Raw genomic sequence first — 22,967 nt, forward strand, 5'->3', positions numbered from 1 at the left:
TTCTGATAATCATTATCAGGAAAAGGTCAATTAACCTAATTTTTTTATTACTATTTGAGAATAAATTTCATTTCATTAAATATATGTTGTTGGTTAGGATGGTTGAGGTATGGAAGCGAGCGCAAGGAGTATAGAACAGCAAGATGTGAATGTTAAAGAGATTAAGAGCAGACCGCTCGTTGCTTCTATTATTTTAGTAGCAGGTACAGTTTTGTTAGCTTTAAGCATGGCAGTTTCTATTTCGTTTGGTGCTGCAGATATTAGTTTAAAGACTGTATGGCAAGCTGTGTTTCAGTTTGACGGTTCTATTACGCATCATAACGTAATTCAAGAACTTCGCATGCCTAGAGCAATAGGGGGCGTAGTTGCAGGTGCCTTTTTAGCGGTATCAGGGGCAATTATGCAAGGTATGACGCGAAACCCACTTGCTTCACCATCGTTAATGGGAATTACAGATGGAGCTGTATTTGGAATTGCAATTATGTATGCATTCTTCCCTAATTCACCTTATTTAATGTTCGTTATCGCATCTTTTATTGGGGCTGCATTTGGAGCGAGCATTGTATATGGAATTGGGTCTTCTTCACCAGGTGGATTAACACCTGTTAAGTTAGCTTTAGCGGGCGCAGCAATTAGTGCTTTATTAGGGGCCATTTCATCTGGAATTGCGCTATATTTCAACCTTGCCCAAGAGGTGAGTATGTGGAATGCAGGCGGAGTTGCGGGAGTGAAATGGGAAAGTATTAATATGTTAGTACCGATTGGCCTTGTTTGTCTCTTTATTGCAATTATGATGTCGAGGTATATTACAATTTTAAGCTTCGGTGAAGAAATTGCGATTGGACTTGGTCAAAATACGACATTAATTAAATTTATCGGAACAGTACTTGTTCTTGTGTTAACAGGTTCTGCGGTTTCTATGGCAGGATCGGTTGGATTTGTTGGTCTTGTAATCCCGCATATGACTCGTTTTCTTGTAGGGTCAGACTATAGATGGGTTATTCCATGTTCTGCGGTCTTAGGTGGGCTGTTAATTGAATGTGCAGATATGTTATCTCGCGTTATTAATCCGCCGTTTGAAACGCCAATTGGAGCAATTACAGCGCTAATTGGGGTTCCATTCTTCCTCTACTTAGCACGTAACGAAGGGAGAGGGAAAATGTGAGGACAAGTGTCTTAACAAAAAAGAACGTTTCTGTTTTAACAATCTTAGTAGGATTAATCGTTACTGTATTTTTAGTAAGTTTAAATACAGGGACATTCAAAATCCCGCCAATGGACGTATTAAAGTCATTGGTTGGACTTGGGGCTGAAGATCAGTCTGTTATTTTATTTGAATTCCGTATGCCGCGTATGGTTATTGCTATATTAGTCGGATCCGCTTTAGCGATGTCAGGTGCGATTTTGCAAGGATTATCACGAAATCCACTTGCTGATCCAGGTATTATCGGTATTAACGCTGGAGCGGGATTAACAGTTGTTATCTTCGTCTACTTTTTCTTCGGAAAAGTTGGGACTGGTACATTTTTATCTGTATTTATCCTTCCATTCTTCGCGTTAGTGGGTGCAATATTAGCGGCGGTTATTATTTATTTACTAGCATGGAAAGACGGCGTTTCATCAACGAGATTAATACTAGTTGGTATCGCTGTTGCAGCCGGGTTTGGTGCTGTTAGTTTAATTTTTTCTATGAAGATGACATCTAACGATTTCCGCTTTGCTACGATTTGGTTAGCAGGAAGTCTATGGGGCACAGATTGGAAGTTCGTGCTAAGTGTACTTCCATGGATGGTTATTTTCTTGCCACTTGCTATTAGTAAGGCGCACATATTAAATGTAATGAATCTAGGCGACTCCACAGCTGTTGGTCTTGGTTTAAATGTAGAAAAAGAAAGACGTAAATTATTATTTATTGCAGTTTGCTTAGCTGGTGCCTCTGTCGCTGTTGCCGGAGGAATTGGTTTTATCGGTTTAATGGCTCCGCATTTAGCGAGGCGCCTTGTTGGTGGTAAACATCAAATTATGCTGCCTACGGCTGCACTAATAGGGACGTTTTTACTCTTATTCGCAGACGTAATTTCAAGAAGTGTGTTAACAACTTCAGAAATACCGGTCGGTCTTGTTATTTCTGTAATTGGTGCACCATATTTCATATACTTACTTATGAGGACAAAATAAAGGGAGGTTTTTTGTATGGCAACTTTAGCAGTTGATGCGGTATCTGTTGGCTATAATGAAGGGTTAATTATTGATGGATTAACAGTTGAAATTCCGGAAGGGAAAATTACAACAATTATTGGACCAAATGGTTGTGGGAAGTCCACATTATTAAAAACGGCTTCTCGTATTTTGAAGGCGAAAAAAGGTACTGTTTATCTTGACGGAAAAGCAATCGAGAAACAACCAACGAAAGAAATCGCAAAGAAAATGGCGATTTTACCACAGACTGCAGAAGTGCCAACTGGCCTTACTGTGTTTGAACTTGTTTCATATGGACGTTTTCCTCATCAAAAAGGATTTGGAACGTTGAAAGAAGAGGATTATCGTTACATTCACTGGGCACTTGAAGTGACGGGAATGACAGAATTCGCAAATCGTTCAGCAGAGGCATTATCAGGCGGGCAACGTCAACGTGTATGGATTGCGATGGCCCTTGCACAAGGAACAGAATTACTCGTATTAGATGAACCGACAACGTATTTAGATATGGCCCATCAATTAGAAGTATTAAATTTATTGAAAAAGTTAAATGAAGAAGAAGGTAGAACGATTGTTATGGTTATCCATGACTTAAACCATGCTTCTCGTTTCTCAGATCATATGATTGCATTAAAAGCAGGTAAGTTAATGAAACAAGGAACGCCAGATGAAGTGATGACAAGTGAAACACTTCGTAACGTATTTGAGATTGAAGCTCAAATCGTTCCATGTCCAGTAAACTGTAAACCGATTTGTTTAACATACGATTTAATGATGATTAATAATCAATTACGTAAAAAAGCATAAGTAGAACCCCCTCCCTAAGAGGGGGGCTTCTAATGGACGTTGAGCTTCTTATATACGAATGGGAAGTTGAACGCCCGTTAGAATGGGTTATTAACAATAAATAATAAATATATATTGATTGATTGTTATCCTCGTTTCTTATAGTTCATTGTAACTTATAAGAGAAATACAGCTAGAAGGAGTGGGAACATGAAGAATTTTAAAATGGCACTATTAGCAATGGTACTAGTCGTGACTTCTGTACTATTTGCAGCTTGTTCTAACAAAGAAGAAGAGAAGAAAGCAGATGCGAAGGATGCTAAGACTGAAGAGCGCACTGTACAACACGCAAAAGGGGAAATTAAAATCCCTGCAAATCCAAAGAAAATTGCTGACCTTAGTGGTTCAACAGAAGAATTATTAATTTTTGGTATGAAACCAATTATTACTGCTAATACATCTCAAGAAAAAATTGATGCACATATTGAAAAGAAATTAAAAGACGTAAAACCAGTTGGTTCTGCTTGGGGCGATAAAATTAACATCGAAGCAGTAGCTGCTGCAAAACCAGACTTAATTCTTGTAAACAATCGTCAAGAAAAGATCTATGACCAATTATCTAAAATTGCACCAACAGTTATGTTAAAAACTCCATTAGACCAATGGCGTCCAAAATTCGAAGAAGTAGGTCAAATCTTCGGTAAAGAGAAAGAAACAAAAGAATGGTTCAAGCAGTATGATGAAAAAGCAAGCAAATTACATGACAAAATCGTTGCGAAAACTGGCGATGCTAAATTCATGAAAATGGCTGCATATCCAAATGCTTTCCGTGTATACGGTGACTACGGTTACGGTAGCGTAATCTTTAATGACTTGAAATTACCAGCAGTTAAAGGTACACCAACGGATAAACCATTAGTACAAGTACAAAAAGAAGCTTTAATCGATTACAACCCAGATTACTTATTCGTATTTACGACTGGTGATGGTTCTCAGCGTCTAAAAGAATTCCAAGAAGAATCAATTTGGAAAAATATGAACGCTGTTAAAAACAACCACGTATTTACAATTAAAAACGAAGATGTAAACAAAGGTTACTTCCCTCTAGGTAAAGAAATGATCTTAGATGAAGTTGCTGAATTCGTTTTAGGGAAATAATGTATAAAAAGAAATCACTTTTACTTCGGTAAAAGTGATTTTTTCTTTATATAAGGGCAATTAATATAGTCTTTCATTTCTTTCTGTTTCCTATTTCGTTTATAATATATAGTAAGAATGCAGTAAAGAAAGGGGGATGTCGGAAGGTGGTATATTTAAACGACAAACTCAGCGAAACAAAAGTGTTTAAAGACCCGGTACATAAATATGTGCACGTGCGCGATCGTGTTATTTGGGATTTAATCGGAACGAAAGAATTTCAACGCTTGCGCCGTATAAAGCAGCTTGGAACGACATTTTTTACATTTCACGGTGCAGAGCATAGTCGCTTTACTCATTCGTTAGGTGTATATGAAATTATTCGTCGTATGATTGATGATGTGTTTGATGGCAGACCAAACTGGAATGCTGAAGATAGATTGTTATGTTTATGTGCGTCATTACTTCATGATGTCGGTCACGGCCCATTTTCTCACTCGTTTGAAAAAGTATTTTCATTAGATCATGAGAAATTTACGCAAAAGATTATCGTTGGAGATACGGAAATTAATCGTATATTAAGCCGTGTGGATAAAGATTTTCCGCAAAAGGTAGCCGATGTAATCGCCAAAACATCTACGAATAAATTAGCGATTAGTATGATTTCCAGTCAAATTGATGCAGATCGTATGGACTATTTATTAAGAGATGCTTATTTCACTGGCGTAAAGTATGGAAACTTTGATATGGAACGTATACTGCGTGTCATGCGTCCGTACGGGAATCAAGTAGTCATTAAAAATAGTGGTATGCATGCTGTTGAGCATTATATTATGAGTCGTTATCAAATGTATTGGCAAGTATACTTCCATCCGGTAACGCGCAGTGCTGAAGTTATTTTAACGAAGATTTTACACCGTGCAAAATCATTGCACGAGAAGTATTATACATTTAAAAATCATCCGGTTCATTTCTATTCTTTATTTGAAGAAGAAGTAACAGTGGAGGATTATTTAAAGTTAGACGAGAACGTTATGTATTATTACTTCCAAGTATGGCAAGACGAAGAAGATCCAATTTTAAGTGATTTATGCCGCCGTTTTATGAATCGAAACCTATTTAAATATGTAGAGTTTACAGATAAGCACGGCTTAGATAATTGGATGGAATTAAGTAGCTTATTTAAAAAGATTGGACTTGATCCAGAATACTATTTAGTAGTTGATTCAACATCAGACTTACCGTATGACTTTTACCGTGCTGGTGAAGAAGAAGAACGTCTGCCAATCTTACTTCTTATGCCAAATGGAGAGCTTAGAGAGCTTTCGCGTGAATCGGATATTGTTGAGGCGATTACTGGTAAGAAGAGAAGGGATCAAAAACTATTCTATCCGCATGATTTAATCTATGAAGATGGAAGAAAAGGAAAATATAAAGAGAGAATCATCGAGTTACTAGAAGGAAAAAAATAAGAAGCAGCTAAGAGCTGCTTCTTATGAAAGAACTTGAAATTATTTGTCGCTTAAGCGTTTTCCGCCAACTGCATAATGGTTTTTAGACATTTCTTCGATGAAAACAACGATGTTTTCTTCAGGAGCACCAGTTGTTTCGCTTACTGCTGCTGTTACTTTCTCAGCAAGAGCTTTCTTTTGTTCCTCTGTGCGTCCTTCTAGCATTTTCACTGTTACGTATGGCATATATAATCGCTCCTTTTATGTAAGTTACACTCTTATTATAGCGGATTATGGGGAAGAACAATCGAAAAAACAAATATTTTCTTTTTTGACATATTGAAGAGGAGTTGGAGTATGGATCAGTTATTTAGATATCCATTGCAAGAAATCCCGTTAGTAGCAATGGCGATTATTATTGCGTTATCAGTGCATGAATTTGCGCATGCATATGTTGCATATAAATTTGGAGACGATACAGCAAAGAGACAAGGTCGTTTAACTTTATCACCGATGGCACACTTAGATCCTATCGGTATGATTGCTGTATTAATTCTTGGTTTTGGTTGGGCAAGACCAGTACCAGTTAACCCGTACAATTTTAAAAGACCACGTCTTGCAGGGATATTGGTTTCGATTGCAGGACCGATTAGTAATTTTATTTTAAGTGCGATTGGTTTAATTATTTTGTATAGCTTAACGGTATTCGGAGTATTTGATGCAATTCCAGTTGCAGTAGCCGATACATTAGGGAAGTTCTTTGAAATCTTTATTATGTTAAATATTGTTTTACTTGTATTTAACTTATTACCAATCCCGCCACTTGATGGATATCGCGTCGTGGAGGATTTAGCACCAGCAAATATTCGTGCGAAAATGACGCAGTATGAAAAATATGGAGCAATCGCGTTATTAATTCTTGTTATTACACCACTTAGCAATTACACGATCCAACCTATTTTCCAGGTAGTTATTCCGCATGTGTTAATGTTTTTACAAAATATCATTGCGCCTATTTTCAGGCTTTTTTAATCATTAAGCGAGGAGGAGTTTACATATGACAGAGAAAAAGAAAAAAATTGGTTTTAATATCGTGAAAAATGATTCAACAGATGGACATGGTGGTTTTGGCGTTGGGTCATTAAGTCTAGAAAACATTTCGCCTGTATTTGTCGATGTACTAGAGAAAACAGCATTTGTTGATATTGGTGCGATGCATGCGCGTAGTACAGTCGAAAAAGGTATTAAGTTTTTAACAAATAAAGATGAAGTTCCAAACGGAAAACCATTTTGGCTTGTGTGGGTAACGGTTGAAAGAACTGCGACAGGAGCTTATTATGCAGGTGTAACAGCTTGTGAAATGACAGTTGACCGCGAAATTCGCCGCGGATATAAATCACTTCCAGAGCACGTAAACAAAATGGATAAATCAATGAAGCGTCACATTATGGTTGACCATATGGATGAAACATCTAAAAAAGTACTTGGTACGTTCTTGAAAGAACATAATGAAGCGATTTGGAACGAATCTAGTGAAGAATTGCGCCGTGCATTATTAAGTGAATAAAAAATAGCTGACGGATGCCCGTCAGCTATTTTTTTTACCAAGGAAGATATTTTTTCCACCAACTTGCTTTTTTCTTTTCTTCAGTTGTCTTTTCAAATTCCTCTATATCATCAACATGATCCATACAATATTCAGTCGGTTCTGTACCTTTTGCGAAATACATTTTAACTGAAATTGGACAATTTTTTGTAGCAATCTTACCGTTTTCAGGGTTAATATTCACCGCTACGACATCACTTGGTTGTTTGAAATCTTTTTTAGGCTGTCCATCTAATCCTTTTTCCATCGTATCGGTCCATATTTTTTTTGCATATCCTTGTTCTGCTATGTTTGAAATCGATTTAGGTTGATCGTATCCAATCCACACACCAGTTACAAGTTGCGGGGTAAACCCTATCATCCAACTATCTGTTTCTGTAGAACCAGACTTTCCGGCATATGTTCTTGATAGCTTTGATAACATTGATTGGCCGGTTACAGCGGCATAACTACTTAGGTTTTTATTAAACATACCTGTCATCATTTCTTCCATTACAAACGCTTTGCTTTTATCGAGAACTTGTTTACTCTCCAAATGAGCATCGTATAGCATATTTCCTTCATGATCCATAATGCGGCGAATAAACATCGGTTTTACTTCTTTTCCACCGTTTGCGAACATGCTATAAGCGTTAACCATTTCAATTGGTTTTACAGGAGATGTACCGAGAGCGAGAGACGGAACATCTTTTAATGAGGTAGTAATACCGAATTGCTTCGCTGTTTTTGTAAGAATGTCTTCGCCTAAAAATAAATTGGTCTTCACGGCATATACGTTATCAGAGACCGCAAGAGCTTGCGCCATTGTTACAAAATCGTCTGCATAATAGTCTTTGTAGTTTTTCGGTTTATACTTTGAAACACCATCACCTAAAGTGAACACAGTGTATTCGCTTTTTAAGCGCGTAGCAGGGGTGAATCCTCGTTCTAATGCCGCATAATATAGGAATGGCTTAAACGTAGAGCCAGGCTGGCGAGCTGCTTGCGTAGCCCTGTTAAATTGACTTGTATTATAATCAGTTCCACCAACAAGGGCAGCTACTTCACCTGTTTTTGGATTCATAGAGACGAGCGCAGTTTGTATGTTTGTTGTGTCGGGTATGTGATCTTTTACAGCTTGCTCTGCAACCGATTGTAATTTAGGGTCTAGCGTTGTATAAATACGCAAACCACCTTTTTGTAAGGCTTGTTCATCTAATCCGATATCACGAAGAAGAGAAGCTTGTACAGCATCTTGGAAATAAGGCGCGACCTCTGCCACTTTCTTCGTATCTAATGAGGCAAAAGTTAATGGCTCTTTCTTCGCTGACGTTGCTTGTTTCTTCGTAATATAACCTTGTTCTACCATTTCGTCTAATATGAGAGATTGTCGTCCTTTCGCACGATCCTCTTTTAAAAAGGGAGAGTAGACACTAGGTCCTTTCGGAATACCTGCGAGCATACTAGCTTCTGCTAATGTTAATTCTTTTGCTGTTTTATCGAAATATAGACGAGACGCAGCTTCGATTCCGTAAGCACCATGCCCGTAATAAATTGTATTTAAATATCCTTCTAAAATATGATTTTTATTATAGTTCACTTCAAGGCGAATTGTGTACATCGCTTCTAATAGTTTACGTTTCCATGTTTTATCATGATCTAAGTATAGGTTACGAGCATACTGTTGTGTAATCGTACTAGCACCTTGGACTTTTGCCATCGCTTTTAAATCGGCAACAATAGCACCAGCAATACGTTTCATATCAAAGCCATGATGTTTGTAGAATCGTTGATCTTCGATAGATAGTGTCGCCTCTTTTACATAAGGAGAGATTTCATTGAGAGATACATTGTAACGTTTTTGCATTTCATTACTTTGTCCGATAACAGTGTCATCATTAGCGTAAAAGACACTTGTTTGTGGGACAGCAACAGGAGGAGGTCCCATAATTTTTGCAACTATAATAATAACAAAAAAGGAAAAAACGAAAAAAAGAACAGAAGAAAACATTACGGTGAAGAAAAGACGTTTATATTTTTTAAGTTTCGGATTCATAGTTTGATCCATCTTTTTCAGCCCCTCAATACTAATACAAACATTATTGTATTAGTATTGAGGGTTTCCGGTTATTTTAAACAATGAAATTTCGAAAACAAAAAGCTCCTTCAATTAAGAAAGGAGCTCAAGGGCACGTGCGGGCCAATCGGTAATAATGACATCTACGCCATAGTCAATCATAGTTTGTAAATCTTTGTATTCGTTAATCGTATAAGGGCGGAAAACGTACCCTTGATCTTGTGCAAATTGAATAAATTCCTTTGTTAGTAATTGAAAGTTTGGATGTAAACCAGTTGCTTCTCTATTTTTTGCTTCAGCGATAGGATCAGCAAGTGGTGTGTCATATAAAATTGCTCTTGGGATTTCAGGAGCTATTTCTGCTAATAACGAAACAGAGTCATGGTTAAATGATGAGAATACAATTTGATTAGATAGATGGTATTCACGAACGAGAGCAACAGCTTTTTCTTCAATAGTTGGATAGTGGATAACATCTGTTTTTAACTCAATATTGAGCTGTAAATTTGTCGTAGATAACCAAATGAATACTTCACGTAACGTTGGGATTTTTGCTTCATGGAAAGAAGGGTCTTTATGGCTACCAGCATCTAAAGCTTGTAATTCCGCTACCGTTTTTTCAGAAACAAGACCTATGCCATTTGTTGTGCGATCTACTGTTTCATCGTGAATCACGACAAGTTCACCATCTTTTGATAGGTGGATATCAAGCTCAATTCCATGGGCACCAATACGTTCTGCTTCTTGGAAAGCAATCATCGTATTTTCAGGATGTGTTCCTTTTACCCCTCGGTGGGCGAAAATAAGTGGTTTATTCATACGGAAATCTCCTTATCGTTTCTTTTCCTTCATTATGAAACTGCTTTTGGAAAAATACAATTGAATGAGATAAACATTTACAAAAGTCTAACAGTTGCACAAAAGTTAACGTTAACGTAAAATGTAATAATCGAGTGAAGGGAGGAATAAACATGTATAAAATTGATGAAGTCACAAAGCAAGTTGGTTTAACAAAACGTACACTTCGTTATTATGAGGAAATTGGTTTAATTCATCCCCCTGAACGTAGTGAGGGGAACATTCGCCTGTATACGGACGAGGACATCGCGAGAATTAAAAGGATTGTAGAAGCGAAAGAAGTATTAGGGATTACGCTTCAAGAAATGCAACATTTTTTATCGTTAAAAGAAAGAATGGAGCAAAGAAGAAATAGTGAGAATCCTCGTGACCGCGAAGTGATTCAAGAAATTAAAGAGATGCTTGAAAAACAAGTGCAAACGCTAGACGAGAAAATGGAGCAAATGCAGCGTGTAAAGGCGGAACTTGAAGATAGCCTGCATCGTGCAGCGACATTTTTAGAGAGTACAAAAGGAGAATGATCAAAATGGAGAGCAAACAAAAATTAGGGAGATTGATTACAGTGGTGGCTACCTTCCTTGCCTTTTCGGGTATAGGGGTAGTCGACCCAATCTTACCAAGTATTGCTGAGCAAATTGGTGCATCGCATTGGCAAGTAGAGATGTTATTTACAGCATATATTTTAACGATGGCAATTATGATGTTACCAGCTGGAATATTCGCATCGAGATTTGGTGATAAACGAATGATGACGATTGGTCTTGCGATCGTGACTGTATTTGCGTTTATATGCGGTATATCGCAAACGATTGCTCAATTATCTCTTTTCCGCGCTGGATGGGGATTAGGGAATGCTATGTTCTTCGCAACGGCGATGACATTATTGATTGCATTAAGTAAAGAAGTTCATGAAGCAGTAGGATTATATGAAGCAGCTATCGGTTTAGGGATGGCAGGCGGACCGTTATTAGGCGGGATATTAGGTGGACATTCTTGGCGTTACCCATTTTTTGCGACGAGTATTTTAATTTTCTTAGCATTTATTTTAGTTTTCTTTTTTGTAAAAGAACCGGAGCGAAAAGTGAAACGTAAAGCGGCAGGCGTAGGAGAATTACTTAACCTAGTGAAATATAAACCGTTTATGCAAGGTGCGATTTCAGGAATGTTATACTACTACGGATTTTTCGTTGTGTTAGCATATTCACCACTTATTATGCATTTATCTGCTATTCAATTAGGGTTTGTATTTTGCGGATGGGGATTAGCATTAGCTTACGGTTCTGCAATTTTGGCTCATAAGCTAGAAGGGAAATACGAGCCGAAAGCATTGTTGAAAGGTAGTTTACTCGTATTTGCGCTTTTCTTAATTGCACTATTCTTCGTGAAAGTTATGTGGTTACAAATTGTATTAATTGTTCTATCAGGATTAGCATCTGGATTAAATAATGCATTATTTACAAGTTATGTAATGGATATTTCACCTTATGAAAGATCTGTTACATCAGGTGTTTATAACTTCGTTCGTTGGTTAGGTGGCGCAATTGCTCCAATCTTATCAGGAATCATCGGCCACACTGTTTCACCGCAAAGTCCGTTTTTAGTCGGTGGAATTGTTGTGTTAGTCGGTTGTGTAATGATTTTAATTCCTGTTCGAAAGCCGATAGAAGTAGAGACAAAAGCCCTTTCTTAAGAAAGGGTTTTCTTTCCTATTACAGGGCAATCCCTTTTCGTACATATGTTAGAACCCTCTGACTAAAATATATTTTCGGTATTTTTGTACTTTTAACTATACTTTTTGGATGTTTTGTTTTATTTTTGTTAGGGGACATTAATGATGTCCCTATTATAAATTTGCATTGAAAGGCGTGATTGTACGATGGAACTATGGTTCACTGAAAAACAAACAAAACATTTTGGGATTACGGCGCGTATTAACCGCACATTACATACGGAGCAAACAGAATTCCAAAAACTTGATATGGTTGAAACGGAAGAGTTCGGAAACATGCTTATTTTAGATGGCATGGTTATGACAACAGAAAAAGATGAGTTCGTTTATCATGAAATGGTAGCGCACGTACCTTTATTTACACATCCAAACCCTGAAAACGTATTAGTTGTAGGTGGTGGCGATGGCGGTGTTATCCGTGAAGTGTTAAAACACCCAAGCGTAAAGAAAGCAACTCTTGTTGAAATCGATGGAAAAGTAATTGAGTACTCTAAACAATACTTACCATCAATTGCAGGCGCATTAGACAATGAGCGTGTAGAAGTAAAAGTAGGAGACGGTTTCCTACACATCGCAGAAAGCGAAAATGAATATGATGTAATTATGGTAGATTCTACTGAGCCAGTAGGACCAGCAGTAAACCTATTTACAAAAGGCTTCTACGCTGGAATCTCTAAAGCGTTAAAAGAAGATGGTATTTTCGTTGCACAAACGGACAACCCTTGGTTCACACCAGAACTAATTACGACTGTGTTTAAAGACGTAAAAGAGATTTTCCCAATTACTCGTTTATACACAGCGAACATTCCAACTTACCCAAGTGGTCTTTGGACGTTCACAATTGGATCTAAAAAACATGATCCATTAGAAGTAAGTGAAGAGCGTTTCCACGAAATCGAAACGAAATACTACACAAAAGAATTACACAATGCAGCATTCGCATTACCGAAATTTGTTGGCGATTTAATTAAGTAAGACCGTTAAATTGAAATAAATAAAGTGTAAGTGACTCATTTAAGGTGTTTGTCTAGAAGGCTTGAACATGCTAGTTACTTACACTGCTACAAATGAAGTAGTCTTCTTGTAAGAAAAAGAAGGCACAGGTAAATCGAGAAAGAGGAGTTATAGGCTCCAAATTTGAGAAATAATGAAAGGTTGGGATACCTTAAGTTCCACACAAGGAGGAAAAGAGTATGCGTTTTGATGAAGCTTATTCAGGTAAAGTATTTATTAAAAGTCATCCAAGTTTTGAAGAGTCAGAGGCAGTTATTTACGGGATGCCAATGGATTGGACAGTAAGCTACCGTCCAGGTTCTCGTTTTGGCCCTGCACGTATTCGTGAAGTATCGATTGGACTAGAGGAATACAGTCCATATCTAGATCGTGAACTAGAAGAAGTAAAGTACTTTGATGCGGGTGATATTCCATTACCATTTGGAAATCCACAGCGCAGCATAGACATGATTGAAGAGTATGTATCAAAACTTTTAGATGCCGATAAGTTTCCACTAGGTCTCGGCGGTGAGCACTTAGTGTCTTGGCCAATTTTTAAGGCAATGGCAAAAAAATATCCGGATTTAGCAATCATCCATATGGATGCTCATACTGATTTACGTGAATCGTATGAAGGGGAGCCTTTATCCCACTCTACACCTATTCGTAAAGTGTGCGATTTAATTGGTCCGGAAAACGTATATTCTTTCGGTATTCGTTCTGGAATGAAGGAAGAATTCGAATGGGCAAAAGAAGTAGGTATGAACTTATATAAATTTGACGTATTAGAACCGTTAAAAGAAGTATTACCGAAACTTGCAGGACGCCCAGTTTATGTCACAATCGACATTGACGTATTAGACCCAGCTCACGCTCCAGGAACAGGAACGTTAGAAGCTGGAGGTATCACATCTAAAGAATTATTAGATTCCATCGTGGCAATTGCAAATTCAAATATAAATGTAGTTGGAGCAGACTTAGTAGAAGTAGCTCCTGTCTACGACCATAGTGATCAAACACCAGTCGCAGCAAGCAAATTCGTGCGGGAAATGCTGCTCGGTTGGGTAAAATAAAAGTGAAGCCGACTGTTTAGACCTGGTGACTAAGGTTCTTAGACGCAAGGGTCTAGCTGTCGTAGCTGGATAAAAAAGAGCTATTCTCAAACGATGAGAATAGCTCTTTTTCTTATGCAACCTTCTCTTCAGAAGTAATGCCGCGAATTTCATCAGCAGAACGAATTGGATATTTACGGAACACGATTGATCCGACGTATCCAACAATCGTGGTAACGATTCCACATAATACAGCAGCAATTGTTACTTTTACAACGTCATTAAATCCGAATAAGACAAGAAGTCCTGGGATTGGTGATGCTGTTCCTGGTGCATTATTAACGAGCTGGAACAGAGATGTAATAATACCAGCAAGTGCACCGCCAACGAAGTTTGTCGCATAAATTGGAATTGGATTTGCTGAAACAACATCGGCTTGTGTTAAAGGCTCGATTGCTACAGCGATTGTGTCTTTCTTTGAACAAATTTTTAGTCGTTTAAAGAAAATAAAGTTCATTGGGGCTGAGGCTGCTACGGCAAGACTACCAATTGCCATTGGTAAACCTGTTAATCCAAGCATTGCAGTTAGTGCCATAGAACTTAATGGAGAGGTAGAAATAACTGTTATTAATCCACCAAGCATAATACCCATAATGATAGGACTCTCTGTAGTTGCAACTGAAATCATAGAACCGATTTTGCCGAGTGTTGCGTTCACGAGCGGATCCATAAGCATGGCCATTCCGCGTGAGATTGGTGCAGCAATAAATAAAATTGCTAAAAACTCTACACCAGCCGGCAATTTCTTTTCGAGAAATTTCACGACGAAAGCACAAACGTATCCAGCGAAAAATCCTGGTAAAATACCGAATCCGCTAGTAGCGATACCGATTAAAACAGCATATACGGGTGAAACACCGATTGCTAGTGCGACTAAAATTGCCGCTGCGACACCGCTCATACTACCAGAAGCTTCTCCTACTGATTGTAAAAAGTCATTATGAAACATTTCTCCACCGATATAACGGTGAAATGCTTCAATAAGAAAACTTGCGATTGCTGCATTAGCTAAAGCACCCATTGCTTTCATTCCGTAAGGAGCACGGTAACTAAAAAGTGTAAATAGACAAAGTACAACAAGTAATAGTGCTAAACCTTGCAAGATAGCCATTTGAAAACTGTCTCCTTTGATTTTTGTAATAAAAATTTGTATCATTCAATAATAATATAAAAGTTCATGAAACGGAAAAAATTTTTATTGGGAAATTGCTATAAGTTGAAAAACCCTTACAATAATGTAAGGAAAGTGTAAGACTTTTCAATAGAGTATAGTATGCCTTTTTCCGTATAATACAGGTATAGACATAAGATTAGTGAGAAAGAAGTACAAACAGGAGGCGCATGTATGAAATTGGTAATTAAAGTTTTAGTTGTATTCGCCATCATTCTAGGTGGAACAGCGTACTATTTGAACACAAAAACAGAAGGTGTACATGCTTTTGTAGACAACTTCTTTTCAAATAAAGAAATACAAGATTATTATGCGGTGATAGATAAAGGTGAGAAAAAAGACGGTGAATACTTGTATACATTTAAAGGGTATACAGAAGACGGAAAGTTACAAGTTGTGAAAAGAATGATGAACCGTGAATTGCACACGGGAGCATTTATAAAAATTTATGCAAAAGGTATGCAAGGAAAAGGATGGGCTGAAATCTCAAAAGAATCAATTCCACAAAAAGCGTTGGAAAAAATAGAAAAACCATAAAAGGAGCGACTCATTCGCTCCTTTTTTAGTGCGTTAAAATGGTGATAGATGTCTTTTCTTTGTTGGAAATGATTTTTGCACGTCCACCAATTGGGAAAGTGAAAATCGGGGTTGTATGCCCGAAACTTGCGTTTACAATGATAGGGATATGTGTAAGTTCAGGCTTTGAAGCAATCATTTCTTGAATGTCTTCTATCGTACATTCTGCTCCTTTTTGCATCTTTCCTATAACGATGCCCTTTACGCACTCAAAATCTGACTGCTGCATAAGGGAATGTAAATAACGATCAAAAGTTTTAAGGGTAGCTGTTCCAGTTAAACTATCCTCTTCAAGAAATAAAATTTTATCCTGTAAATTTGGCATATACGGTGTACCTTGTAGTAAATTCAATGTGCTCATATTACCACCGATAATCTCTCCAGTTGCTTCACCTTCGTGAATTGAAACGTATCCTTCATTTTTAATGAACTCTCGATTTTCTTGATCAATGTACCAAGAATCATCGCTCCATGTTTCAGATGGCAGGAATTCAATAGGCTCATTAGAAGTTAAGCATTTTAAAAAGTAATCGTTCGTATACTCGAGCCCTTTCTCCATTCCAAATGAAGAGAAATGGGGTCCTGAATATGTAACGAGTCCTGTTTTTGCGTAGATGGCATTATTTAAAGCGGTAATATCAGAATAGCCACAGAAAAACTTCGGATTTTCTCGAATTAAATTATAATCGAGATGTTTCAATAAGCCATTAGAGTTGTATCCGCCAAGTGTCGTTAAAATGGCTTTTACATTCGGGTCTCTAAATGCTTCGTGGAGGTCTTGAATGCGTGAAGAAATAGAAGAGGAAGCAAATCGATTGATCTCATCAGCATATGTTGAGAATGTAACTTGAAAGCCCATGTCAGTTAATCTTTTTATTGCAAGCTCTTGGTTCGTATTTGAGACAATACTTAAACTACAAGATGGTGAAATAACTCTAATTTCATCACCTTTTTTCAATTTTGTTGGTAGCACATAATTCACCTCTTTAAATGAAAGAATATTTAGATTTAAAAAATATTTTATCATATGAAATAAGGTGAAGGTGAATTATTTTTTGAAAAGGAGTTTTCCTGATTTTTCAGCAGACAGACAGAGGTTTTTTTTGATATGATAGGAAAAGTGATTTATTATATACATTATTTAATATCTATAACATGTGAAGGGTGTGCAAGACGTGGAGAAACAACTTGCAGGCTTGCCGGTACACGTTCATTTCGTAACAGAAATCCGTGAAGGGGCGAGGAAGGAAACCGTTGCTTTTGAAGCAAATGGTCAATACTATGTAAAAGGTCAAGGTACATATGTAACATTCCAAGAGCCGAACGAACAGGGCGAAGTGAAAACAATTATTAAAATTCAAGATGAACAAGTTCTCATTATGCGTTCAGGTGCTGTTTCAATGCGTCAAACGCATGTGAAAGGTGAATGGACAACTGGTACGTATACGAGTGAACTTGGTACGTTTGCATTGCAAACGAAAACTGATAACGTTCTTTTTAAATGGTCGGATGAAAAGAAAAAAGGACAACTTTTCTTAACGTACGCATTGCTTCTAAGTGAACAAGAAGCTGGCAGATATACAATTACACTTAATTTGAAGGAGGCAAAATAATGAATTCTTTAGAACAAGTAAAAGGATTAATTAAAGAAGAAATTCAAGCTGCTGTATTAAAGGCAGAATTAGCGACAGAAGAACAGATTCCAAACGTTGTATTAGAATCTCCAAAAGATAAAACAAATGGTGACTTCTCTACAAATATGGCAATGCAACTTGCACGCGTTGCGAAAAAAGCACCTCGTATGATTGCAGAAGAATTAGTTGCAAACTTCGATAAAGCAAAAGCTTCTATTGAAAAAATTGAAATCGCGGGTCCTGGTTTCATTAACTTCTACATGGATAATAGCTACTTAACAGACTTAATCCCAACAATCGTTAACGCTGGCGAAGCTTACGGTGAAACGAATACTGGTAAAGGTGAAAAAGTACAAGTTGAGTTCGTATCTGCGAACCCAACAGGTGACCTTCACTTAGGACATGCACGTGGTGCGGCAGTGGGTGACACTTTATGTAACGTATTAGCAAAAGCAGGATACGATGTATCTCGTGAGTACTACATTAATGACGCTGGTAACCAAATTCATAACTTAGCTCTTTCTGTTGAAGCTCGTTACATGCAAGCTTTAGGCCTAGAGAAAGAAATGCCAGAAGACGGATACCATGGTGCGGACATCATTGGAATCGGTAAGCTTTTAGCTGAAGAATTTGGTGATCGTTACGCAAAAGCTGATGCAGAAGAAAGCTATGAGTTCTATCGTTCATACGGTTTAAAATATGAGTTAGCAAAACTTCAAAAAGACTTAGAAAGCTTCCGTGTTAAATTTGATGTATGGTTCTCAGAAACATCATTATACAAAAACGGAAAAATCGATGCTGCACTTGCAGTATTAAAAGAGCGTGATGAGATCTTTGAAGAAGGCGGTGCAACTTGGTTCCGTTCTATGACTTACGGTGACGACAAAAACCGTGTATTAATTAAAAACGACGGTTCTTACACATACTTAACGCCAGATATCGCTTACCACCGTGATAAATTAGAGCGTGGTTTTGATAAGTTAATCAACATTTGGGGTGCTGACCACCACGGTTACATTCCTCGTATGAAAGCTGCTATTCAAGCACTTGGTTACGATAAAGAAACACTTGAAGTAGAAATCATCCAAATGGTACAACTGTACCAAAATGGTGAAAAAATGAAGATGAGTAAGCGTACAGGTAAAGCAGTTACACTTCGTGAGCTTATGGAAGAAGTAGGCGTGGACGCAATGCGTTACTTCTTCGCAATGCGTAGCGGTGATTCTCATTTAGACTTTGATATGGACTTAGCTGTATCAAAATCTAATGAAAACCCAGTATACTATGCACAGTATGCTCATGCTCGCGTATGCAGTATCCTTCGTCAAGGTGAAGAGCTAGGACTAGCTGCAAGCGGAGACGTGAATTACAAGCTTGTTACTTCGGAGAAAGAAGTAGAGTTACTGAAAAAACTTGGTGAATTCCCAGCTGTAGTTGCGGATGCAGCGCAAAAACGTCTGCCACACCGCATTACAAGCTATGCATTTGAATTAGCAGCAGCATTACACAGCTTCTACAATGCAGAAAAAGTATTAAACCAAGATAACTTAGAGTTAAGTAAAGCTCGCTATGAGTTAATGAAAGCAGTACGCACTACACTTCAAAACGCATTAGCAATCGTAGGAGTATCTGCACCAGAAAAAATGTAATAAAGAAAAGTGGAAGCGGCTCGTTCAGAATAGGAGGAAGGCGCGAAGCCACTGAGTATTCTAGTCGATTTTTCGTTTTCAGTAAAAGGCAATCACACGATGTTGTGATTGCCTTTTTGTATGGAGATAATAAAAAAATAAAATTTTATCAAACAAAGGGAGAATTTGCGTCGTCTTATATAAATGACAGGAGGTTTAAGATGGAAGAAAAGGTAGAAGAATTAATTGATATATATAAGCAGCAAATATATTCCTTATGCTATAAATTAGCGAAAACGAAAGAAGATGCAGAAGATATTTTTCAAGAGACTTGGATAAAAGTTTTTTCCTCTCGGCACCAGCTTTCTTGCGTGGAAAATTATAAAGAATGGATTACTACAATTTGTGTTCGTACGTTTTATGACTTTTATCGTAAAAAGAAAAGGTGGAAAGATCGAGTATTGGATTTGTTTCATAAAGAGGATGGTGGAGAAATCAATTTCGCAGATGAAGTGAATATATCAGAAGAATTTATTCAAAAAGTGGAAGCGGAAATGATACGGGAAGTTATACAGCTATTGAATGAAAAATATAAAACCGTGCTCGTACTCTACTATTATGAACAATACTCTTATAAAGAAATGAGCGAAATATTAAATATACCGATTGGTACGGTGAAATACCGCCTTAATTATGCGAAGAAGCAAATGCGGGAACATTTGGAGGGGTTCGTTTATGACGGAAGATAAGTTTGATCAGAAGATAAGGAGCAGCTTAGCTGGAGACACGATTCCAAGCGAAGAGCTGATAAATAATACGAAACAGAGCGTACGAAATGCTCGAAAATTAGAGAAGAGATGGGTTATTTGTATTCATGCTATTTGGATTATTTTATTAACCGTTGTTATGGAGCAGTTTGTCACTCATTTGAATCATAAAGTCCCTATGTTGATAGCAAGTGTGATTATGATGCATCTATACGTTCCTATATATGTTGTCATACAGTCATTTTTAAAGAAGGAGTATAAATTACATGATAGAGTTCGCTAATCCATTTGTAGTATTTGAGATAGCTGGGATTACAATGCTTTTGACTTTTATAGCACTTTTAGTATGTGTAGCATCATGGGTGTATACAGATGCGAAAACGCGTGGAATAAGTAAGTGGTGGAGTGTTATAGCGATTGTATTACCATTTTTTATTGGAGTTTTGTTATATATGATACGAAGAAGTAACAAGAAAATAGAAGGAGAACATACGATGAAGGCTATGAAAAAACAAAAGATAACATTAGTTGTCATATTTGCAAGTGCGATGTTCGTATTACTGAGTGGCTTTGCTTTCGTTCAAACGTTAGATGATATGTGGAGGGCTGGTGATATATATTTAGAAAATGAGAAGCAAGGAGAGACCAGTTACGAGGCAAAATTCTCATCATGGGATATTGCTGGGAAAGATATTGAACTTGAGTATGCAAAAGATATAGAAGTAACATTTTCTTATGAGACAGATGCAAAACGTGGGAATTTATGTTTTAGCTTGTATGAAAGGAAAGGAGAAGGTATAAGAGAGTTAAAAGAGATCTGTGAATCGAAAAAAGGTACTTTCAAAGCTACATTAAAAGCAAATGAAAAGTATGTATTTAATATAAGTGGTGTAATGGTGAAAGATGGTTTTGTAAAAGTGAATTGGGAAATAAAATAAAGGGCCTTGAGAAAGGCCCTTTATTTTATTGGATTGTATACGTAACGGAAAAGCTAACAGGACTATAGTAAACGAAAGGTGCATGAAATTGAACATACATATTCCCATCTGTTTTTGCAGTGAAAATTCGGCCGTAACCATCAGAATGGCGTCCAATAAGATTATGATTTGAGTCATAAACACTGTAACTAGGAGTTTTACTGTTAGGTTGAATTGTTAGTTCCTGTCCTTTTTGAAGGAAAATAGGTTCTTTTTCAGAACTACTTCCAGTTTGCAAAGAATAAAATTTTGTAAAGCTTTGTTCTTGAGTGGCAGCAGCAACGTTTGTTTCAGGAATAAAAGCGGTAGCGCCAGTAATTCCTGCTAAAGTTAAAGCACTGGCTAAAATCATTTTTTTCATAGTAGAAAAAGCCTCCTTAGTAGTTGTAATCATTTTTGTTACACTTAATATTGTATAGGATAATGTGCAGGAGGAAATATGCTTTTATGCATATATATATTTTCTCAATAAAAGACCACCGATAAAAATCAGTGGTCTTTTAAATGATTAAGCAGCTTTCTGTTCAGTTTGAGCAACAGGTTTTTGAAGTGTATTATAAACTCCTGTCCCGATAACTTCTAATGCCATTTTCATACGTTCAGGCGAAATGTTTTCTAACACATTATCTTGAGGTGTATGGTATACCTTCTCAATATGATAGATTAATGGATTCCAACTATCGACACCCATCCAAATAAATAGGGCGGCAGGAATACCAACTTCAGCAAATGGCACGTGATCACTAGAGCCGAATTTCCCTTGCAGTACGAGGTCATTATTTAATTGTTTACCTGCTTGTAAGGCTGCGTCTGTTACAAGGTTTGGAGAACCGTTAGGCGTCATAGCATATAAATTCTTTGCTTTATCATAATTTGTTGCAACCATGTCTGCGTTAAAGACACCTAAAATTCGATCGCGTTCTTTTTGGGATAGACTATTAACGTAATAATCGGAGCCAAGTAAGCCAGTCTCTTCAGAACCAAAAGCGATAAAACGAATTTCTTTATCAGTTTCTACATTTTGAAAAGCACGAGCTAACTCTAATACTAATCCTGTACCAGAAGCATTATCATTTGCTCCAGGTGCTCCAACGACACTATCATAGTGCGAACTTACAACGACAGCTTTTTCATTACCTGTACTATTTTTTGGTTTCTTTTTAGCGATAACATTAAGTGATGTTAAGTTAGATTCATGTCTCGCTTTTAGAGAAAGAAGAGTGGTCCCTTTTTTAGCGATTTCCTCTTTAAATGCATTTCCTTGCGCATAAGCAAGACCAAAGACAGGGATAGACTGCTTTTTCGTTAGGCGGGGATTGAAGGTTTGTCCATAATTTCCGCGTCCGCCAATTAAACTGTATAAAAGGACACCTTTTGCTCCTTTGCTAACAGCATTTTCAACTTGTTTATTATAGTCTGCAACTGTTGTTCCTCTTTCAAATAGAACAATTTTTCCGTTTACTTCATTTGGGATATCCTCTAATTTTGTTCCACCTTGAACAAAGATAAGAGGAGCTGTAACAGCTTCTGTAGAAATTAGTGCGTTAGGGGCAGCGCCGGCTTGCCAATTACGTTTTGTGGATAATGGTGATTCAATAAATCCAACGTATTGATCCGGCACTTGAAATGGTTGATATTCTACTTCATAGCCCATTGATTTAAGCTGCATACCAACGTAGCGAGAAGCCCATTCTTCTGATTTCGTCCCACCAGGGCGAGGACCAATTGTTTCGGATAAGAAACGGATGTGTTCGATGGAGCGGCTTGCATCAACTTGTTTTGTGATAAGTGAAGTCTGTGTGATTTCTGACGTGGAATCAGCTTTGGCTTGTCCAATTGGAGCTAAGCTAACAGCGAGTGATACAGCAAGCAAAGAGCTTACTATTTTTTGTTTCAAAGATTTTTTCATTTTTTCCTCTCCTATTCTTCTATTCTCTCTGACTGACAAAAGGAGACGGATAACGACTACATTTTACCATTACCCTCATTAATTTTAAATATTCTGACATTGATAAATAAAAAACGCTATATGCATATTTGCATATTTTTGATGGAGATATGTATGCTATCATTTTAAATGAAGGTTCGCTTTCTGCTTGGAAAGCTCCTACATTGCATGAATCTAGTGTACCCAAACTTTAGATTATGTAGAGAAAAGAATCCTATAGGGTTTCTTTTCTCATGTTTGAATCATGTGATGATAAATATGTTTCCGCATTTCATACTTATTATCAGTGATATATGTAAGGCATCCATATGAAAATACGAGGCTGTTCAAAGGTTTTCC

Annotated in this window: 24 protein-coding genes; 17 read left to right on the forward strand and 7 right to left on the reverse strand. The window is 37.3% G+C overall.

What is annotated here, in order from left to right:
- Positions 1-109: 109 nt before the first annotated feature.
- The 5 genes from MKO96_RS17045 (at position 110) to MKO96_RS17065 (ending at position 5,594) form a co-directional block, all read left to right on the forward strand.
- On the forward strand, positions 110-1,165 hold the full coding sequence (locus MKO96_RS17045) for a FecCD family ABC transporter permease (RefSeq protein WP_000388283.1): 1,056 nt from the start codon (positions 110-112) through the stop codon (positions 1,163-1,165).
- Positions 1,162-2,178, forward strand: a complete 1,017-nt coding sequence (locus MKO96_RS17050; protein ID WP_001260774.1) for a FecCD family ABC transporter permease — start codon at positions 1,162-1,164, stop codon at positions 2,176-2,178. Before MKO96_RS17045 ends, MKO96_RS17050 begins: the two co-directional genes overlap by 4 nt.
- 15 nt (positions 2,179-2,193) lie before the next feature.
- Entirely contained in the window at positions 2,194-3,006 is an 813-nt protein-coding gene (locus MKO96_RS17055) for an ABC transporter ATP-binding protein (RefSeq protein WP_000212065.1), read from the forward strand.
- 189 nt (positions 3,007-3,195) lie between these two features.
- Entirely contained in the window at positions 3,196-4,143 is a 948-nt protein-coding gene (locus MKO96_RS17060; RefSeq protein WP_151630147.1) for an ABC transporter substrate-binding protein, read from the forward strand.
- 146 nt (positions 4,144-4,289) lie between these two features.
- Positions 4,290-5,594 carry an HD domain-containing protein gene (locus MKO96_RS17065; RefSeq protein WP_000262747.1) on the forward strand — a complete coding sequence of 435 codons (1,305 nt, stop codon included), beginning with the start codon at positions 4,290-4,292 and terminating at the stop codon, positions 5,592-5,594.
- Between the two features lie 39 nt (positions 5,595-5,633).
- Here the strand turns inward: MKO96_RS17065 and MKO96_RS17070 are convergent, their stop codons facing one another.
- The gene (locus MKO96_RS17070; RefSeq protein ID WP_001147171.1) at positions 5,634-5,819 is read right to left on the reverse strand and encodes a 2-hydroxymuconate tautomerase; all 186 of its coding nucleotides are present in this window, start codon (positions 5,817-5,819) and stop codon (positions 5,634-5,636) included.
- Between the two features lie 111 nt (positions 5,820-5,930).
- Between MKO96_RS17070 and MKO96_RS17075 the strand changes: the two genes are divergently transcribed.
- Both MKO96_RS17075 and MKO96_RS17080 read left to right on the forward strand, forming a co-directional pair.
- Positions 5,931-6,605: a site-2 protease family protein gene (locus MKO96_RS17075; RefSeq protein ID WP_098273105.1), complete on the forward strand. Its 675-nt coding sequence runs from the start codon at positions 5,931-5,933 to the stop codon at positions 6,603-6,605.
- A 25-nt stretch (positions 6,606-6,630) separates the two neighbouring features.
- A complete protein-coding gene (locus tag MKO96_RS17080) occupies positions 6,631-7,140 on the forward strand; it encodes a YwhD family protein (RefSeq protein ID WP_240588174.1) in 510 nt (169 codons plus the stop codon).
- A gap of 34 nt (positions 7,141-7,174) precedes the next feature.
- Here the strand turns inward: MKO96_RS17080 and MKO96_RS17085 are convergent, their stop codons facing one another.
- Positions 7,175-9,226: a transglycosylase domain-containing protein gene (locus MKO96_RS17085; protein WP_240588175.1), complete on the reverse strand. Its 2,052-nt coding sequence runs from the start codon at positions 9,224-9,226 to the stop codon at positions 7,175-7,177.
- A gap of 102 nt (positions 9,227-9,328) precedes the next feature.
- Positions 9,329-10,054 carry a glycerophosphodiester phosphodiesterase gene (locus MKO96_RS17090; RefSeq protein WP_087983359.1) on the reverse strand — a complete coding sequence of 242 codons (726 nt, stop codon included), beginning with the start codon at positions 10,052-10,054 and terminating at the stop codon, positions 9,329-9,331.
- 152 nt (positions 10,055-10,206) lie between these two features.
- On the opposite strand from MKO96_RS17090, the gene MKO96_RS17095 reads away from it, so the two are divergent.
- From MKO96_RS17095 to speB, 4 genes are all read left to right on the forward strand, one after another.
- Entirely contained in the window at positions 10,207-10,614 is a 408-nt protein-coding gene (locus tag MKO96_RS17095) for a MerR family transcriptional regulator (RefSeq protein ID WP_000276564.1), read from the forward strand.
- A 5-nt stretch (positions 10,615-10,619) separates the two neighbouring features.
- A complete protein-coding gene (locus MKO96_RS17100) occupies positions 10,620-11,783 on the forward strand; it encodes an MFS transporter (protein WP_240588176.1) in 1,164 nt (387 codons plus the stop codon).
- A 186-nt stretch (positions 11,784-11,969) separates the two neighbouring features.
- Entirely contained in the window at positions 11,970-12,797 is an 828-nt protein-coding gene (speE, locus tag MKO96_RS17105; RefSeq protein ID WP_000424696.1) for a polyamine aminopropyltransferase, read from the forward strand.
- A gap of 218 nt (positions 12,798-13,015) precedes the next feature.
- Positions 13,016-13,888 (forward strand): agmatinase, encoded by an 873-nt coding sequence (speB, locus tag MKO96_RS17110; RefSeq protein ID WP_001209823.1) that lies wholly within the window; start codon positions 13,016-13,018, stop codon positions 13,886-13,888.
- Between the two features lie 112 nt (positions 13,889-14,000).
- Here the strand turns inward: speB and MKO96_RS17115 are convergent, their stop codons facing one another.
- The gene (locus MKO96_RS17115; RefSeq protein WP_087983355.1) at positions 14,001-15,038 is read right to left on the reverse strand and encodes a PTS sugar transporter subunit IIC; all 1,038 of its coding nucleotides are present in this window, start codon (positions 15,036-15,038) and stop codon (positions 14,001-14,003) included.
- 234 nt (positions 15,039-15,272) lie between these two features.
- Between MKO96_RS17115 and MKO96_RS17120 the strand changes: the two genes are divergently transcribed.
- The gene (locus tag MKO96_RS17120) at positions 15,273-15,635 is read left to right on the forward strand and encodes a YxeA family protein (protein ID WP_000779940.1); all 363 of its coding nucleotides are present in this window, start codon (positions 15,273-15,275) and stop codon (positions 15,633-15,635) included.
- A gap of 25 nt (positions 15,636-15,660) precedes the next feature.
- Here the strand turns inward: MKO96_RS17120 and MKO96_RS17125 are convergent, their stop codons facing one another.
- On the reverse strand, positions 15,661-16,647 hold the full coding sequence (locus MKO96_RS17125; RefSeq protein ID WP_240588177.1) for a S66 family peptidase: 987 nt from the start codon (positions 16,645-16,647) through the stop codon (positions 15,661-15,663).
- A 202-nt stretch (positions 16,648-16,849) separates the two neighbouring features.
- Here MKO96_RS17125 and MKO96_RS17130 point away from each other — a divergent pair, with 202 nt between their 5' ends.
- The 5 genes from MKO96_RS17130 (at position 16,850) to MKO96_RS17150 (ending at position 20,641) form a co-directional block, all read left to right on the forward strand.
- Complete coding sequence (locus MKO96_RS17130) at positions 16,850-17,287, forward strand: YwiB family protein (RefSeq protein WP_000414868.1); 438 nt, start codon at positions 16,850-16,852, stop codon at positions 17,285-17,287.
- Positions 17,287-18,957, forward strand: a complete 1,671-nt coding sequence (argS, locus tag MKO96_RS17135) for an arginine--tRNA ligase (protein WP_240588178.1) — start codon at positions 17,287-17,289, stop codon at positions 18,955-18,957. The genes MKO96_RS17130 and argS overlap by 1 nt, the downstream gene beginning before the upstream one ends.
- A 200-nt stretch (positions 18,958-19,157) precedes the next feature.
- On the forward strand, positions 19,158-19,685 hold the full coding sequence (locus tag MKO96_RS17140; protein ID WP_240588179.1) for an RNA polymerase sigma factor: 528 nt from the start codon (positions 19,158-19,160) through the stop codon (positions 19,683-19,685).
- On the forward strand, positions 19,672-19,986 hold the full coding sequence (locus MKO96_RS17145; RefSeq protein ID WP_076541365.1) for an anti-sigma factor: 315 nt from the start codon (positions 19,672-19,674) through the stop codon (positions 19,984-19,986). The genes MKO96_RS17140 and MKO96_RS17145 overlap by 14 nt, the downstream gene beginning before the upstream one ends.
- Positions 19,970-20,641: an ABA4-like family protein gene (locus tag MKO96_RS17150; RefSeq protein WP_240588180.1), complete on the forward strand. Its 672-nt coding sequence runs from the start codon at positions 19,970-19,972 to the stop codon at positions 20,639-20,641. Before MKO96_RS17145 ends, MKO96_RS17150 begins: the two co-directional genes overlap by 17 nt.
- 25 nt (positions 20,642-20,666) lie before the next feature.
- Here MKO96_RS17150 and MKO96_RS17155 read toward each other — a convergent pair whose 3' ends face one another.
- Together MKO96_RS17155 and MKO96_RS17160 are read right to left on the reverse strand one after the other, a co-directional pair.
- The gene (locus tag MKO96_RS17155) at positions 20,667-21,041 is read right to left on the reverse strand and encodes a hypothetical protein (protein WP_240588181.1); all 375 of its coding nucleotides are present in this window, start codon (positions 21,039-21,041) and stop codon (positions 20,667-20,669) included.
- 147 nt (positions 21,042-21,188) lie between these two features.
- Positions 21,189-22,589 carry a M28 family metallopeptidase gene (locus MKO96_RS17160; RefSeq protein WP_240588182.1) on the reverse strand — a complete coding sequence of 467 codons (1,401 nt, stop codon included), beginning with the start codon at positions 22,587-22,589 and terminating at the stop codon, positions 21,189-21,191.
- Positions 22,590-22,967 lie beyond the last annotated feature (378 nt).

Origin of the sequence: Bacillus sp. ES1-5, from assembly GCF_022487605.1 — a bacterium.
GTDB classification, from domain to species: Bacteria; Bacillota; Bacilli; order Bacillales; family Bacillaceae_G; genus Bacillus_A; species Bacillus_A wiedmannii.

What these genes read in the sequence shown, in the direction of transcription:
- MKO96_RS17045 (WP_000388283.1), top strand. Translation starts at nt 110, where the DNA reads ATGGAAGCGAGCGCAAGGAGTATAGAACAGCAAGATGTGAATGTTAAA.
- MKO96_RS17055 (WP_000212065.1), top strand. Translation starts at nt 2,194, where the DNA reads ATGGCAACTTTAGCAGTTGATGCGGTATCTGTTGGCTATAATGAAGGG.
- MKO96_RS17060 (WP_151630147.1), top strand. Translation starts at nt 3,196, where the DNA reads ATGAAGAATTTTAAAATGGCACTATTAGCAATGGTACTAGTCGTGACT.
- MKO96_RS17070 (WP_001147171.1), bottom strand. Translation starts at nt 5,819, where the DNA reads ATGCCATACGTAACAGTGAAAATGCTAGAAGGACGCACAGAGGAACAA.
- MKO96_RS17075 (WP_098273105.1), top strand. Translation starts at nt 5,931, where the DNA reads ATGGATCAGTTATTTAGATATCCATTGCAAGAAATCCCGTTAGTAGCA.
- MKO96_RS17080 (WP_240588174.1), top strand. Translation starts at nt 6,631, where the DNA reads ATGACAGAGAAAAAGAAAAAAATTGGTTTTAATATCGTGAAAAATGAT.
- MKO96_RS17085 (WP_240588175.1), bottom strand. Translation starts at nt 9,226, where the DNA reads ATGGATCAAACTATGAATCCGAAACTTAAAAAATATAAACGTCTTTTC.
- MKO96_RS17090 (WP_087983359.1), bottom strand. Translation starts at nt 10,054, where the DNA reads ATGAATAAACCACTTATTTTCGCCCACCGAGGGGTAAAAGGAACACAT.
- MKO96_RS17095 (WP_000276564.1), top strand. Translation starts at nt 10,207, where the DNA reads ATGTATAAAATTGATGAAGTCACAAAGCAAGTTGGTTTAACAAAACGT.
- MKO96_RS17100 (WP_240588176.1), top strand. Translation starts at nt 10,620, where the DNA reads ATGGAGAGCAAACAAAAATTAGGGAGATTGATTACAGTGGTGGCTACC.
- speE (WP_000424696.1), top strand. Translation starts at nt 11,970, where the DNA reads ATGGAACTATGGTTCACTGAAAAACAAACAAAACATTTTGGGATTACG.
- speB (WP_001209823.1), top strand. Translation starts at nt 13,016, where the DNA reads ATGCGTTTTGATGAAGCTTATTCAGGTAAAGTATTTATTAAAAGTCAT.
- MKO96_RS17115 (WP_087983355.1), bottom strand. Translation starts at nt 15,038, where the DNA reads ATGGCTATCTTGCAAGGTTTAGCACTATTACTTGTTGTACTTTGTCTA.
- MKO96_RS17120 (WP_000779940.1), top strand. Translation starts at nt 15,273, where the DNA reads ATGAAATTGGTAATTAAAGTTTTAGTTGTATTCGCCATCATTCTAGGT.
- argS (WP_240588178.1), top strand. Translation starts at nt 17,287, where the DNA reads ATGAATTCTTTAGAACAAGTAAAAGGATTAATTAAAGAAGAAATTCAA.
- MKO96_RS17140 (WP_240588179.1), top strand. Translation starts at nt 19,158, where the DNA reads ATGGAAGAAAAGGTAGAAGAATTAATTGATATATATAAGCAGCAAATA.
- MKO96_RS17145 (WP_076541365.1), top strand. Translation starts at nt 19,672, where the DNA reads ATGACGGAAGATAAGTTTGATCAGAAGATAAGGAGCAGCTTAGCTGGA.
- MKO96_RS17150 (WP_240588180.1), top strand. Translation starts at nt 19,970, where the DNA reads ATGATAGAGTTCGCTAATCCATTTGTAGTATTTGAGATAGCTGGGATT.
- MKO96_RS17155 (WP_240588181.1), bottom strand. Translation starts at nt 21,041, where the DNA reads ATGAAAAAAATGATTTTAGCCAGTGCTTTAACTTTAGCAGGAATTACT.
- MKO96_RS17160 (WP_240588182.1), bottom strand. Translation starts at nt 22,589, where the DNA reads ATGAAAAAATCTTTGAAACAAAAAATAGTAAGCTCTTTGCTTGCTGTA.